Genomic DNA, 12,810 nt, shown 5'->3' with positions numbered 1-12,810 from the left:
GTATTTTCGTCGCCTACCAATTCCTCAAACCGGCGCACTCGCGGCGGCGGAGAGTGGTCTGCGCCTGTTGACTCAGGCCGCGATAGAGAAGCGGACGCTGGCGACGATGGAGTTCTTCGCGATCGCACCAATGGGCCCCGAGCCGACCGGCAACAGCGGCTACAAGGGATTCTTCTACCACTTCCTCGGCATCACCAAGGGCCAGCGGTTCGCCCGCGCGGAACTGTCGACGATCGATACCGCGTTGCTGCTGGGCGGGATGCTGTTCGCGCAAAGCTGGTTCGACGGCGATCACCCTGAGGAACAGCGGATTCGCGCGCTGGCCGACCAGATCTACGGCGCGGTCGACTGGACCTGGATCACGCCGCGTGCGCCGTTCCTCTCGATGGGCTGGCATCCCGAGAGCGGCTTCATCCCGAGCGACTGGAATATCTACAACGAGGGGATGCTGATGTATCTGCTCGCGCTGGGATCACCGACGCATCCGCTGCCGCCATCGACCTGGGGGGCGCTGACCGAAAAGTTCGAGCCGTCGTGGCGCGGCGATCATCTCCATTATCCGCCGATGTTCGTGCACCAGTACAGCCATGTCTGGGTCGATTTCCGCGGCATCCGCGATCCGTACATCGCGACCAAGGGCATCGATTATTTCGAGAACAGCAAGCGCGCGACGATCGCGCAGCGCGACTATGCGATCGCCAATGCGGGTGGGTTCGCAGGCTATGGCCCCGACATCTGGGGACTGACCGCGTGCGACGGGCCGGGCGATTTCAAGGCGACAATCGGCGGGCGGACGCGGGAGTTCTTCAGTTACTCGGAACGCGGGCCCGGCGCGCGCGACGACGGTACGCTCGCACCTACCGCCGCGGTCGGATCGATCGTGTTTGCGCCGGATCTCGTCATTCCCACGATCACCGCGATGCACGATCGATACGGCAAGGGGATCTACGGCAAATACGGGTTCTTCGATGCGTTCAACCCGACGCTGACCGAGATGGGCGAACCGCTCAAGCATGGTCGGATCGTGCCCGGCGTGGGCTGGGTCGACGTCGATTATCTCGGTATCGACCAGGGGCCGATCGTCGCGATGATCGAGAATTGGCGGACCGGCATGGTGTGGAACACGATGCGGCGGAACCCGCATATCCGACGCGGGCTGGACCGTGCCGGATTTACCGGGGGATGGCTCGCGCGCGTTCCTTAAGGGGTTTCGCCGCCGCGCCGGAACGCCTAGGTCGAGTGCATACCCGATCCTCGAAAGGTTCCAGCATGCGTGAAGCCGCCATCGTCTCGACTGCCCGTACCGCTATCGGCAAGGCGTATCGCGGCGCTTTCAATGCGACCGAGGCGCCGGTGCTGGCGGGGCATGTGATGAACGCGGTGGTCGAGCGCGCGGGGATCGATCCGGCGCGGATCGACGAGGTGTTCTGGGGCGTCGGCAATCAATGGGGCACGCAGGGCGGCAATGCAGGGCGGATGGCGATCTTCGCGGGCGGGCTGCCGGAATCGGTGCCCGCGTTCACGCTCGATCGGAAGTGCGGGTCGGGGCTGACCGCGGTGGCGCTCGCGGCGCGGACGATCATGTGCGACGAGGCAGATGTCGCGCTGGCGGGCGGGATGGAGTCGATCAGCTATACCGTGACGAAGGACGCGCCGCGGTTCGTCAATGCGAGCGTCGTGGCGAAGGAGCCTGCGGCGTATATCCCGATGATCGAGACCGCGGAGATCGTCGCGGAGAAATACGGCATCAGCCGTGAAGCGCAGGACGAATACGCCGCGATGAGCCAGCAGCGTGCGGCCGCCGGGCTAGCGAGCGGGGCGTTTGCCAAGGAGATCGTGCCGATCACCGTCGAGAAGGCGCTGTACGACAAGCAGGGCGCGCATGCCGGGATCGAGAGCGTCACCTTGTCGCAGGACGAGGGCATTCGCGCCGGCACGACGCTGGAGGGGCTGCGCGGGCTGAAGACGGTGTGGCCGGGCGGCGAGTTCTCGGGGCCGGGATCGAGCGTGACTGCGGGCAATGCCAGCCAGCTTTCCGATGGCGCGTCGGCGCAACTGCTGATGGATCGCAGGACCGCGGAGGCCGAGGGCAAGGACATCCTCGGCATCTACCGCGGGTTCCAGGCGGCGGGGTGCAGCCCGGCGGAGATGGGTATCGGGCCGATCTTCGCGATCCCGAAACTGCTCGAGCGGGCGGGGTTGTCGGTTGGTGACATCGGGCTCTGGGAGCTGAACGAGGCGTTCGCGTCGCAGTGCCTGTATTGTCGCGATTTCCTCGGGATCGATCCGGAGAAGTACAACGTCAACGGCGGCGCGATCGCGGTCGGGCATCCGTTCGGGATGACCGGATCGCGGCTAGTGGGGCATGCGCTGATCGAGGGACGCAAGCGCGGGGTGCGCTATGTCGTGGTGTCGATGTGCACGGCTGGGGGCATGGGCGCTGCCGGGTTATTCGAGATCGTTTGACGCGGGGGCCGACATAGGCGTGCCCTCACCCTTCCCACGGCGAAGACGCCGCGGGCCCCTTCCCTCTCCCCGATGGGAGAGGGAGAGCGTCCGGGCCATTGCCAACGTCTTGAGCCGGGCGCAGGTTCTTGGCTTCTCGGATGGGGATGCGGGCTATGACGACGGCATTGATCACCGGCGCATCGGCGGGGTTGGGCGAAGGCTTTGCGCGGGCGCTTGCGGCCGAGGGCAATGCGCTGATCCTGACCGCGCGTCGGGTCGATCGGCTCGAGGCGCTGGCTGCCGAACTGCGTGCGGCGCACGGCGTCACGGTGCATGTCTTTGCCACCGATCTTGCGGATCAGGCTGGACCGGACACGCTCATTGCGGCCATCGCAGCCGCCGCGTTGCCGATCGACATACTCGTCAACAATGCGGGGTTCGGTGCGCGAGGTGATTTCGCCGAGCTCGATAGCGCGCTGCAACTGGGCATGATCGACTTGAATTGCCGTGCCTTGGTGGCGCTCGCGCATGCCGTGCTGCCGCAGATGATCGCGCGTGGGTCTGGCGGGGTACTCAACCTTGCCTCGGTCGCGTCGTTCCAACCGGGGCCGTGGATGGCGGTCTATTATGCGAGCACGGCGTTCGTGCTGAGCTTTTCCGAAGCGCTGCACGAGGAGGTGAAGGACAAGGGCGTGCGCGTGGCGGCGCTGTGCCCCGGGCCGACGCGGACCGAGTTCGCCGATGTGGCGGGGCTTGGCGATACCGCGCTGTTCGAGCGATTGGCGAGCGATCCGGCGGCGGTGGTGCGCGACGGGTTGGCGGCGCTGGCCGCAAACCGGGCGGTGAAGGTGTCCGGTGCGCTGAACTTCGCGATGGCGGAGGGGATACGGTTTACGCCGCGGAGTTTTGCGCGGCGGATCGCGGGGGCGTTGCAGAAAGCTCGTGGGTAAGGCGTAACCTAAACAGCGGCTCCGCTTGCCGCCCCCTCCGTCAGGCTTTGCCTGCCACCTCCCCCTGGCGGGGGAGGATTGTCTGGGTACTTCACGTCTGCGGCGTAGGGGCGCGGCGGTTAGCGGCTGACCATGCCGGTTATGGTGATCTGACCGCCACGATCGACGATCTCGCCGTCGACCATGCCGCTGACGAAAACCGTTGCGCCGGGTTCGACGATCAGCGTACCGTCGATCATCCCGGCGATCTCGGCGGTGGCGCCGGCCGGGACGATCGCGGTGCCGTCGAGCATGCCCTCGAATTTACCCTCGATCGTCAGGGTGCCGCGGTGCATGCCCTTAATGCTCGCTCAGTCGGCGAAGAGCAGGACGGGGGTTTCGAGGTACTTCTTGAGACCCTGGACGAAGCTTGCCGCGTCCCAGCCGTCGACGACGCGGTGGTCGCAGCTGATCGACAGGTTCATCAGTTTCGCGCGGACCACTTCGTCACCCTTGAACACCGGGCGTTCGACGATCTTGTTGGGGCCGATGATCGCGACTTCGGGGCGGTTGATGACCGGCGTAGTCGCGATGCCGCCGAGCGGGCCGAGCGAGGTTACGGTGATCGTGCCGCCGCCCATCTCGCTGGGCGTGAGCTTGCCGGCGCGCGCGGCTTCGGCGAGGCGGGTGATCTCGGTAGCGAGCTGCCAGACGTTGCGGTCCTGCGCGTCGCGGATCACGGGGACGGTGAGCCCGGCGTCGGTCTGCGCGGCCATGCCGAGGTGGATGGCGCCGTGGCGGGTTACCACGCCCGCCTCGTCGTCGTAACGCGCGTTGAGCATCGGGAAGTCGGGGATCGTCTTGCAGATCGCGACGATCATCAGCGGGAGCATCGTCAGCTTGGGGCGGCCGCCGCGGTTGGCGTTGAGGTCGGCGCGCATCGCTTCGAGGGCGGTGACGTCGATCTCGTCGACATAGGTGAAGTGCGGGATCGCGCGCTTCGACGCGGCCATGTTCTCGGCGATGCGGCGGCGCATGCCGATGACTTTTATGGGCTGGTCTTCGCGGGCGCGCGACGCGTGGGGGGAGTGGTAGCCTTCGCCCGAGCCGTAGCGGAGGTAGGCGTCGAGGTCGGCGTGGCGGACGCGGTCGGAGTCGGTCTTTACCGAGGCTAGGTCGATACCGAGATCGCGGGCGCGGGCGCGGACTGCGGGGGATGCGAGTGCGTGTGCCACGGAGGCGGGCACCTTCCCCTCACTCCCCCCCGGCGAAGGCCGGGGTCCAAGTGGAGAGGTCGTCGTAACGTCGGACTGCACTTCGTTGCCAGCCCCCCCCAATTGGGCCCCGGCCTCCGCCGGGGGGGTGGACGTCGATGCGTCGACCACTTCTTCGACGCCGGGGTTCTCGGCTTCGTATTGTTCAGCGGTTTCGGCCTGGGCGGAGGTGAGCGGCGCAGCGACGACTTCGTCCGCGGCGTCCACCGCGTCCGTCTCGATCACCACCAGCGCAGCGCCGATCGACACCTGGTCGCCGACTTCGCCCGCGAGTTCGACGACGATGCCGGTCACCGGCGATTCCATCTCGACGGTGGCCTTGTCGGTCATCATGTCGGCGATCGGCGAATCCTCCTCGACGCGGTCGCCGATGGCGACGTGCCATGCGACGATCTCGGCCTCGGAGATGCCTTCGCCGATGTCCGGCAGCTTGAAGGTGAAGCGGGCCATTATGCGTCCTTCATGATCTTTTTCAGGGCTTCGCCAATGCGAACCGGCCCCGGGAAATACGCCCATTCGAGGCTGTGCGGGTACGGCGTGTCGAACCCGGTCACGCGCTCGATCGGCGCCTCGAGATGGTAGAAACAGCGTTCCTGGACGATCGCCGACAGCTCCGCGCCGAAGCCGCTGGTGCGAGTCGCCTCGTGGACGATCATGCAGCGACCGGTCTTCTTCACCGACGCCTCGATCGTCTCGATGTCGAGCGGCACGAGCGTGCGCAGATCGACGATCTCGGCGTCGATCCCGGCCTCGGCGACCACGGCTGCGCAGACATGGACCATCGTGCCGTAGGCGAGGATCGTAAGCGCCTCGCCCGCGCGGACGATCTTCGCCTTGCCGAGCTCGATCTTGTAGTAACCTGTCGGGACTTCGCCGGCCGGATGCTTCGACCAGTTCTGCGACGGGCGATCCCAGTAGCCGTCGAACGGACCATTATAGATGCGCTTGGGCTCGAAGAAGAGCGTCGGGTCGTTGTCCTCGATCGCGGCGATCAGCAGGCCCTTGGCGTCATAGGGCGTCGACGGGATAACCGTCTTGATGCCGGACATGTGGGTGAAGAGCCCCTCCGGCGACTGGCTGTGCGTCTGGCCGCCGAAGATGCCGCCGCCGAAGGGCGAGCGCACCGTGATCGGCGAGGTGAACTCGCCGGCGGAGCGGTAACGGAGGCGTGCGGCTTCGGACACGAGCTGGTCGAGCGCGGGGTAGATGTAGTCCGCGAACTGGATCTCGGGCACCGGGCGCAGGCCGTACGCGCCCATGCCGACCGCGACGCCGATGATCCCGCATTCGGTGATCGGCGTGTCGAAGACGCGTGTCTTGCCGTGCTTGGCCTGGAGCCCGGCGGTCGCGCGGAAGACGCCGCCGAAATAGCCGACGTCCTCGCCCATGACGATCACGTCGGGGTCGCGCTCCATCATGATGTCCATGGCAGAGTTGATCGCCTGGATCATGTTCATGCGGGCGGTGGGTTCGGAGCCCGCCGCTTCGGACTCGGGTGCCTCGATCATGTCGCTCATGCCTTGCGATCCCATGGACGGCCGCTGGCCGTTTCTTCATCGAGCATCTGCTGACGCTGCTCCTTCAGATGCCACGGCAGTTCCTCGAACACGCCGTCGAACAACGATTCGAGCGGCTGATGCAGACCATGGCCGAGGATGCCGTTCTTCTCGGCTTCCTTCTGCGCGGCCTTGACCTGCTCGGCGAGTTCCTTGTCCTGCGCGGCGTGGCGCTCGTCGTCCCATTCGCCGATCGCGATGAGGTGATCCTTGAGGCGCTTGATCGGGTCACCGAGCGGCCAGGCGTTGGGTTCGCCCTCGCTGCGATACTGGCCGGGATCGTCGGAGGTCGAATGGCCTTCCGCGCGGTAGGTGAAGTGCTCGATCAGCGTCGGGCCCTGGTTGGTCCGCGCGCGCTCGGCGGCCCACTCAGTCGCGGCGTACACGGCGAGCGCGTCGTTGCCGTCCACCCGGAGCCCGGCGATTCCGTAGCCGACCGCACGCGCCGCGAACGTCGTCGCCTCGGCGCCGGCGAACCCGGAGAAGCTGGAGATCGCCCACTGGTTGTTGACGACGTTGAAGATCACCGGCGCGCGGTAGACCGCGGCGAACGTGCACGCCGAGTGGAAGTCGCCCTCGGCGGTCGAGCCCTCGCCGCACCATGTGGCGGCGATCCGCGTGTCGCCCTTGGCGGCGGACGCCATCGCCCAGCCGACTGCCTGAGGGTATTGCGTGGTGAGGTTGCCCGAGATCGAGAAGAACCCGGCTTCCTTGACCGAATACATGATCGGCAGCTGCTTGCCGCCGAGCCGATCCGCGGTGTTCGAATAGATCTGGTTCATCATGTCGACGAGGCTCCAGCCCCGTGCGATCAGCAGCCCCTGCTGGCGGTACGAGGGGAAGCACATGTCCTCGTAGTCGAGCGCGTACGCCGCCGCGACCGCGACCGCCTCCTCGCCCAGCGCCTTCATGTAGAAGCTGGTCTTGCCCTGCCGCTGTGCGCGGAACATGCGCTCGTCGAACGCGCGTAGCAGCGCCATGCTGCGCAACATGCGGCGCATCACGTCGGGCGAAAGCTTGGGGTCCCAAGGCCCGACAGCGTTGCCGTCGTCGTCGAGTACGCGGACCAATGTGTAGGCGAGATCGATGAAGTCGGACGCCTTGTCCGCGGTGTCGGGACGGCGCGCCTGGCCGGCGGGCGGCACGTCGACTTCGGCGAAGTCCACCGCGTCGCCGGGGCGGAACTTCGGCTCGGGGATATGCAACGTAAGTGGCTGCAAATTGGCGCGCGGATGCTCGCTTGCCATCGTCATTCCATCTCCATGAGGCCGCTGTGACCGCGGAACACTCTTACCGAGGCTTGTTATTAAATTTCAACGCAGATTGCGAGGGGGAGTTGCGCATTCACGATGTGCCGCGCGGATTTTTTCTCCCCCTCCGCGGAATTCAGCCGCCGACGGTCTGTTCGATCACGCCGAAGATGGGATGGCGCTTGTCGTCCTCCGCCCAAATCCGGACGACGTCACCCTGCTTGAGGAACGGCGTGACGGGCTTGCCGCCCTGGATCGTCTCGATCGTCCGCACTTCGGCGAGACAGGAATAGCCGACGCCGCCCTCGGCCACCGACTTGCCCGGACCGCCATCGGGGCCGCGGTTCGAGACGGTGCCAGAGCCGACGATCGTTCCCGCGCCGAGCTTCCGAGTCTTGGCGGCGTGCGCGACCAGCGTGCCGAAGTCGAACGTCATGTCCTCGCCCGCCTCGGCGCGACCGAGCGGCTGGCCGTTGAGGTCGACCATCAGCTTGCGATGCAGCTTGCCGTCCTTCCACCAATCGCCGAGCGAGTCGGGGGTGACGAACACCGGCGAGAACGCGCTGGCCGGCTTCGACTGGAAGAAACCGAAGCCCTTGCCGAGTTCGCCGGGGATCAGGTTGCGCAAGGATACGTCGTTGGTGAGCCCGACCAGCAGGATCGCCGCCAGCGCCTCCTCGCGACTCGCACCGAGCGGCACGTCGCCGGTGACGACGACGACCTCGCCCTCCATGTCGCAGCCCCAAGACTCGTCGGCGAGCGGGATCGGATCGCGGGGCCCGAGGAACCCGTCCGAGCCGCCCTGGTACATCAGCGGATCGTGCCAGAAGCTGTCGGGCATCTCCGCCGACCGGGCCTGTCGCACGAGCGCAACATGATTCACGTAGGCCGAGCCATCAGCCCATTGATACGCCCGTGGCAGCGGCGACTCGGCATCATGCTCGTGGAAGCGGCGCATCGGGATCATCTCGTGCTCAAGATCGGTCGACAGGTTCTTGAGGTCGATCGAAAGCCGGTCCCAGTCGTCGAGCGCGGCCTGCAGCGTCGGCGCGATGTGGCTCGCATCGGCATACCAAGCGAGGTCGTTGGAGACGACGACGAGCTTGCCGTCTCGTCCTTGGGTGGCGTCGGGATGCTTCAGGCTGGCCAGTTTCATGGGGCGGATCCTCTATATGTTTGTACGCATCCTACGCCCGTGACGGAGTTCAAGTCGAGCATCCAGCGTGCAGCAAACCTGATTTTGGTAAGAGCGGAGCCAATGTCGACCTGATAGGTTCGAATTTGCGTAACGGTCGAGGAAGGTGAGCATGCCCAGATACTTCTTCGATATCGACAACCATAAACACGTCAACGACGACGACGGCACGAACCTGGCGGACGACGAGGAAGCACGCGTTCAGGCAGTGATCTTCGCGGGTGATTATCTGAGCGATCATCCGGGGATCGCACGCGACGGCGCTCGGTTCAGCGTCGCCGTACGGAACGAGGCGGGCAGCGTTCTGCTGACGGTCACGGTGACGATCGACGAAACGAGCTAGCCGAGCGGCTGGCCTCCACCACGTTTTCGGCAATCGGACGTATAAATGTCATAACATGGGTTTTGTCACCTCGGTCAATCCTGGGATAAGGTGCGTGTTGTCGCAACGCGCTATTCCAGAGAGGGTGACAGCGAGAAACGAGTGCTCCTGCACTGGATGCGGAGAGTGCACGTGGATATCTCCACCGTGACTGAGAAGGTGTTACGGAAGTTCGAATCGCGGATGGCGATGGGTGCGGACGATCGCGCGCAGATCGCGGCCTTGCCGTTCAAGGTCCGGACGATCGATGCGTCGACCTATATGCTGCGCGAGGGCCAGCGTCCGACGCGCTGCGCGTTCATTCTCGAGGGGCTGGCCTATCGGCAGAAGCTGACGCCGAACGGCGAGCGCGAGATCGTGTCGATCCTGATGCCGGGCGAGTTCGTCGATCTGCAGAACCTGTTCCTCGATGAATCCGATCATGACATCCAAGCGCTGACCCGGTTGACGCTGGCCGAAGTGCCGATCGCGGCATTGCGCCTTTTCATCGAGGCGTGCCCGGCGGCAGGCCAGGCCCTTTGGATCGACGCGCTGGTCGAGTCGTCGATTCATCGCGAGTGGCTGTTGAATGTCGGGCGGCGCAATGCGCGGAGCCGGCTGGCGCATCTGCTGTGTGAATTTTCGGTGCGGTTCCAGAAATCGACGCTCGCCGATGCGATGGCGTATGAGTTGCCGATGACGCAGGAGCAGTTGGGCGATGCGCTCGGACTCACCCCCGTCCACGTCAACCGCGTGCTCAAATCGCTCGAGACCGACGGCCTGATCGCGCGCAAGAAACGCCAGGTGAGCGTGATCGACTGGCCCCGCCTGCGCGATGCCGCCGAGTTCAACGAGCGCTATCTGCACTTGGGTCAGATCCGCCGCTGACCCAGCCCTGGGTGCAAAAAGGGGCCGAAGGTTGACTTTTCGACCGTGATACGCCAGATGGCCGCTATCGAGGCGTAATGCAGCGTGATTGGACCCTAGCCGGTCTTAGCTCCGCCTCGGTCGTTTCCAACGGGCTTCCCTTTTCACGCGGGGTGTCAAAACACCACCGCCCCTCGCGCGTCCTTGTGTGGATTCGCGAGCCCGGCATCTATTTGAGAGACTATTCATGTCATTTGCAAACCTCGGCCTTGCCGAGCCGCTCGTCCGTGCGCTCGAAGCCAAGGGCTATACCGAGCCGACGCCGATCCAGGCGCAGTCGATCCCGATCCTGCTCGAGGGCGACGATCTGCTCGGCATCGCGCAGACCGGCACCGGCAAGACCGCCGCGTTCGTGCTGCCGTCGATCCAGCACCTGACCGAAACCCAGAAGCGCGTCCTGCCGACGCATTGCCGCATGCTGGTGCTAGCACCGACGCGCGAACTCGCCAGTCAGATCGCCGACAGCGCGCGCGCCTACGGCCAGTTCAGCAAGATGTCGGTGACCACCGTGTTCGGCGGCACCAGCATCAACAAGAACCGCCAAGACCTGAGCCGCGGCGTCGACATCCTCGTCGCCACGCCGGGCCGCCTGATCGACCTGATCGAGCAGGGCTTCTGCAACCTGTCGATGATCGAGATCCTCGTGCTCGACGAAGCCGACCAGATGATGGATCTCGGCTTCATCCATGCGCTGAAGAAGATCGTCCGCATGCTGCCGAAGAAGCGCCAGACTTTGTTCTTCTCGGCGACGATGCCGGTCGCGATCCGCGAGCTGGCCAGCCAGTTCCTGCTCGACCCGAAGACGGTGTCGGTGAAGCCGGCCGCGACGACCGCCGAGCGAGTCGACCAGTATGTCACCTTCTGCAACCAGTCGGAGAAGCAGGCGCTGCTGACGATCACGCTGGCCGATCCGGCGATCGATCGCGCGCTCGTCTTCACGCGTACCAAGCACGGCGCCGACCGCGTCGTGAAGCTGCTCGCGGGCAACGGCATCGCCTCGAACGCGATCCATGGCAACAAGAGCCAGGGCCAGCGCGAGCGGGCTCTCGGCGAGTTCAAGCAGGGCAAGGTCAAGGTCCTGATCGCGACCGACATCGCCGCGCGCGGCATCGACGTCTCGGGCGTTTCGCACGTCATCAACTTCGAGCTGCCGAATGTCGCCGAGCAGTATGTCCACCGCATCGGCCGTACCGCGCGTGCGGGCGCCAGCGGCATCGCCGTCGCGTTCTGCGCGGATGACGAGAAGGCGTACCTGCGCGACATCGAGCGGATCACCCGCCAGAAGGTCCAGGTCCGCTCGCTGCCGGAGGATTTCGTCAACCTGTCGAACCAGATCAAGCAGACGCGCGTCAAGACGATGGGTGCCGACCCCGAAGTCCGGATCGACCGTCCGCGCGATCCGGCACGGCCGCGCGCGACGCATTCGCCTAGGGCGACCGGTACGACCGGTCGCAACTATGCGGGTGCTAGCCGTGGTGGCCAGGGTGGCGGCGGCGGTCAGGGCGGCAGTCGTCCGCAGGGCGGTGGTCGTCCCGGTGGTCAGGGCGGCGGTGGCCGTCCGGCTAGTGGCGGCGGCGGCGGTGGTCGTGGTCCGAGCCGCGGCGCGGGCCCGAGCTCGGCACGCTAAGGAGCATTCGTTCGCCTCGCGGGTTTGGTGTAGACCGGTCCTGCGAGGAGAATGCTCATGGACGTTTCCACTACACCTGTCGCCGAGCGCGTCGCACGCGTGCTGGCGGGACAGCGCATCAGCGCGAATGCCGGCGGCGATGCAGAGTCGGCTTCGCGGCTGATCGACGATGCGTGGGCGGATTATCTGCCCGATGCGCTGGCAGTGCTGAAGACGTTGCGCGAGCCGGATAAGGCAATGGCCGCGGCGGGTGATCCGGCTGTCTGGGAAGCGATGATCCTCGCGGGGATCAAGGGTGCCAAGCCGGTTACGGTAGTCCTCTAAACTTGTCTCCCCGCGAAGGCGGGGACCCAGTCTGGGCACCCGCCTTCGCGGATGAACAAAATGGGGGCGACGTACCCGGCCCATATACACCACCCCGGCGAAGGCCGGGGCCCAATTGGGAAGGCCGGGGTAACGAAGCGCTTCCGCCAGTTACACTTGTCACCCAATTGGGCCCCGGCCTTCGCCGGGGTGGTACTCTGTTTGCGATGACGGATTGAATCAGCGGATCGTCGTAAGCCATTCGACTTCGTCCGCGCGCGCGGTGCGCAGTGCATTGGCCGGCGCGCTCTTGTCCTCGTAGCCGATCGCCATGCCGCAGAAGAGCATGCGGTCTTCGGGTGTTCCGAGGAACGTGCCGATCGTTTCCGGATACATCGCCCAGCATTCCTGCGGGCAGGTGGCGAGGCCGGCTTCGACCGCCAACAGCATCAGATTCTGCAGGTACATGCCGAGGTCCGACCATTGCGGCGGGCCCATGCGCTTGTCGACCGTGCAGAAATAGGCGGCGGGGGCGCCGAAGAACTGGAAGTTTCGGGCGAACCATTTCTGCCGCGCCGGCTTGTCGTCGCGGGGGATGCCGAGGTGCGCGTACATCGCTTCGCCGACGGCGTAGCGGCGGTCTCGGTAGGGAGCGGCGAGGTCTTTCGGGTAGACGTCGTATGCTGGGGTTTCGGTTGCGCCGGTGGCTAGATTGTCGGCCATTATGGTCTTGAGCCGTGTCATCGCCTCACCTTGGACGATAGCGATGTACCAAGGCTGGAGGTTGCCGCCGGTTGCCGCTCGGGACGCTTTTATTGCGATGTCGCGGAGGAGTGCGGGATCGACGGGAGTGTCGAGGAAGCCTCGGACGGAGCGGCGAGCGTCTATGGCTTCGGTCACGTCCATCGTGTTCTCCTCTCCAATTTTGTTCTCCTGCGCA

General features: G+C 65.5%; 13 protein-coding genes. 7 read left to right on the top strand and 6 right to left on the bottom strand.

The window, feature by feature from the left end; genetic code table 11:
* The 3 genes from ASE82_RS18260 to ASE82_RS18250 form a co-directional block, all read left to right on the top strand.
* Positions 1 to 1,204, top strand: a 1,204-nt coding sequence (locus ASE82_RS18260; protein WP_156348961.1) for a glucoamylase family protein, incomplete at its 5' end; no start/stop codon positions are given.
* Between the two features lie 65 nt (positions 1,205 to 1,269).
* On the top strand, positions 1,270 to 2,466 hold the full coding sequence (locus ASE82_RS18255) for a thiolase family protein (protein WP_056066782.1): 1,197 nt from the start codon (positions 1,270 to 1,272) through the stop codon (positions 2,464 to 2,466).
* A gap of 155 nt (positions 2,467 to 2,621) precedes the next feature.
* Entirely contained in the window at positions 2,622 to 3,398 is a 777-nt protein-coding gene (locus ASE82_RS18250; protein ID WP_200910753.1) for an SDR family NAD(P)-dependent oxidoreductase, read from the top strand.
* A gap of 119 nt (positions 3,399 to 3,517) precedes the next feature.
* Here ASE82_RS18250 and ASE82_RS18245 read toward each other — a convergent pair whose 3' ends face one another.
* From ASE82_RS18245 to ASE82_RS18225, 5 genes are all read right to left on the bottom strand, one after another.
* The gene (locus tag ASE82_RS18245; protein WP_056066778.1) at positions 3,518 to 3,733 is read right to left on the bottom strand and encodes a hypothetical protein; all 216 of its coding nucleotides are present in this window, start codon (positions 3,731 to 3,733) and stop codon (positions 3,518 to 3,520) included.
* Positions 3,734 to 3,748: 15 nt separating this feature from the next.
* Positions 3,749 to 5,101, bottom strand: coding sequence for a dihydrolipoamide acetyltransferase family protein (locus tag ASE82_RS18240; protein WP_056066775.1), 1,353 nt, complete (start codon positions 5,099 to 5,101; stop codon positions 3,749 to 3,751).
* Complete coding sequence (locus ASE82_RS18235) at positions 5,101 to 6,108, bottom strand: alpha-ketoacid dehydrogenase subunit beta (RefSeq protein ID WP_056053047.1); 1,008 nt, start codon at positions 6,106 to 6,108, stop codon at positions 5,101 to 5,103. The genes ASE82_RS18240 and ASE82_RS18235 overlap by 1 nt, the downstream gene beginning before the upstream one ends.
* A 56-nt stretch (positions 6,109 to 6,164) precedes the next feature.
* Positions 6,165 to 7,454, bottom strand: coding sequence for a thiamine pyrophosphate-dependent enzyme (locus ASE82_RS18230; RefSeq protein ID WP_056066799.1), 1,290 nt, complete (start codon positions 7,452 to 7,454; stop codon positions 6,165 to 6,167).
* Positions 7,455 to 7,593: 139 nt separating this feature from the next.
* Entirely contained in the window at positions 7,594 to 8,613 is a 1,020-nt protein-coding gene (locus ASE82_RS18225; protein WP_056066772.1) for a fumarylacetoacetate hydrolase family protein, read from the bottom strand.
* A 151-nt stretch (positions 8,614 to 8,764) separates the two neighbouring features.
* Between ASE82_RS18225 and ASE82_RS18220 the strand changes: the two genes are divergently transcribed.
* The 4 genes from ASE82_RS18220 to ASE82_RS18205 all read left to right on the top strand — a co-directional run bounded on the left by ASE82_RS18220 (position 8,765) and on the right by ASE82_RS18205 (position 11,891).
* Complete coding sequence (locus ASE82_RS18220; RefSeq protein ID WP_056066769.1) at positions 8,765 to 8,995, top strand: DUF6894 family protein; 231 nt, start codon at positions 8,765 to 8,767, stop codon at positions 8,993 to 8,995.
* Between the two features lie 171 nt (positions 8,996 to 9,166).
* Entirely contained in the window at positions 9,167 to 9,901 is a 735-nt protein-coding gene (locus tag ASE82_RS18215) for a Crp/Fnr family transcriptional regulator (RefSeq protein WP_235518982.1), read from the top strand.
* 226 nt (positions 9,902 to 10,127) lie between these two features.
* Positions 10,128 to 11,567: a DEAD/DEAH box helicase gene (locus tag ASE82_RS18210; RefSeq protein WP_056066767.1), complete on the top strand. Its 1,440-nt coding sequence runs from the start codon at positions 10,128 to 10,130 to the stop codon at positions 11,565 to 11,567.
* A gap of 57 nt (positions 11,568 to 11,624) precedes the next feature.
* On the top strand, positions 11,625 to 11,891 hold the full coding sequence (locus tag ASE82_RS18205; RefSeq protein ID WP_056051816.1) for a hypothetical protein: 267 nt from the start codon (positions 11,625 to 11,627) through the stop codon (positions 11,889 to 11,891).
* Between the two features lie 219 nt (positions 11,892 to 12,110).
* Here ASE82_RS18205 and ASE82_RS18200 read toward each other — a convergent pair whose 3' ends face one another.
* Entirely contained in the window at positions 12,111 to 12,776 is a 666-nt protein-coding gene (locus ASE82_RS18200; protein ID WP_056066765.1) for a nitroreductase, read from the bottom strand.
* Positions 12,777 to 12,810 lie beyond the last annotated feature (34 nt).

The organism is Sphingomonas sp. Leaf230 (assembly GCF_001421745.1).
Taxonomy (GTDB): Bacteria; Pseudomonadota; Alphaproteobacteria; order Sphingomonadales; family Sphingomonadaceae; genus Sphingomonas.
The sequence above is the reverse complement of the archived record's forward strand: the minus strand, read 5'-3'. Positions and strand labels throughout refer to the sequence as shown.